Source organism: Erwinia sp. MYb416 (assembly GCF_037479575.1).
Taxonomy (GTDB): domain Bacteria; phylum Pseudomonadota; class Gammaproteobacteria; order Enterobacterales; family Enterobacteriaceae; genus Erwinia; species Erwinia rhapontici.
In genome coordinates, this window is record NZ_JBBGYT010000024.1 from 1 (window position 1) to 1,551 (window position 1,551).

The 1,551-nt window shown below is 40.1% G+C and carries 2 protein-coding genes; both read right to left on the reverse strand.

The features are described from left to right. The coding region (locus WH277_RS00215) for a glycosyltransferase family 2 protein (protein WP_339503659.1) at window positions 1–586 on the reverse strand (586 nt) is incomplete at its 3' end. Continuing rightward, window positions 579–1,551, reverse strand: a 973-nt coding sequence (locus WH277_RS00220; RefSeq protein WP_339503662.1) for an O-antigen ligase family protein, incomplete at its 5' end; no start/stop codon positions are given. The genes WH277_RS00220 and WH277_RS00215, both read right to left, overlap by 8 nt.

Below are 1,551 nucleotides of genomic sequence, written 5' to 3' on the forward strand. Positions count from 1 at the left end.
GGAAAGGCGTTAATATCACATCCTCATAGCGACGTCCGATTTCAAATCGCTCATTATCAAACAGGCTTCGCCTGTAGATGCGATTCCACAAGTGCCACATTGATTTAGTAAACAGCGTTTCCATGCAGTTCAGACCTTGCTGCTCAAAATTATACTGAACACAAGGTACGTTCTCACAAACACTGCTTTCACTTGGTTGCAAAGTGAATCTTTCGTAGTTGAAGTCGATGAGGTCGAACTCGCCTGACGCCAGATGAGGCCTCAGAACTTTCATGTAGTTGCGGCTCAAAAGATCGTCACCGTCAAGGAAAGTAATATATTCACCACGAGAATTATCCAGTCCCACATTCCTTGTGAATCCAATGCCTCGATTATTTTGCGAAATTAACTTCACATTGGTGTGAGAGATCTTTGCGAGAAAGTGTTGCACCAAATTTGCAGAGTTATCTGTTGAGCCATCATCGATTATCACAACTTCGATATCATCGTCGATCTGATGGAATAAGGATTCCAGACAAGGAACAATGAAGTCCTCATTATTGAAAAACGGGATTATAATACTCAAAAGAGGGGAGGAGTCAGACATTTTGATTATGCTCCTCATCCTGAGAACGGTTAGCGAGAATGCTAATTATTATACTAATTAAGAAGACAGCCGTGCATTCAATACTGAAGAAAAGAACATCACTTAATCCATATAGAATTAATGCGAGTGATACACCCAGCAACATTACGTTTCTTTTTGGCCTAAATGACAAGATCAACAGACTTGCATATGTCGCGACTAATAACAAAACACCCCAGATACCACGAAGCGAATAAGTCTCTAAAACTTCATTGTGAAGATGAACCGTCAGATAACGTTTTGCGTTATATAACCGTGGTTCATTGCTGATGATTGTCCTGGCTTCGTCGGCGCGTTTTTCTGCCGATTGCCCTAATGGTGCTGTATTTCCCGTACGGATACCGACAATCTGCATCCAGACTCGAGCATAAACGGAATTCTCTACTTTAGTATTATCAACCATGGCGATGTTATTTTGAAAGTCGTTAATGCGCATTTCAATCTGTTTTTTGAATACTAAACCACTAATCACAATGAGCAGAGGTAATGCTAACAGTAATAACTTTTTCTGGTTGCCGTTGATTAAATTCTTTGTTGCCATGATAGATAGAAAGATAATAATAGGATAGGCAATAATTGCAGCTCGAGTCCCAGTAAGAAGCAGTGTGGAATAGGTGAAAGCAAATGAAATTGTATAAATAACAAGGCGATATCGGATGCGCATCATCAGGATAGACTGCATCATGACAAGGCTGATAGCGGTAAGAATGTAGGCGACAATTGTTGCACGATCAAAATTAAGACTTATACGTGTTATTCCAAGCCATAGTCCTTGATAAAGACCAAAAGCATTAACGATAACACCTGCGAAAATCCCTGTGAAAATAGCGATTTTCTTTGTGGGGATTTTTTCATTCAGAGCAAAAAGCATAATAAATGCTGCCGCAATTTGTAGTCTGGCCGTCCCCATGTAAGCACGATATATA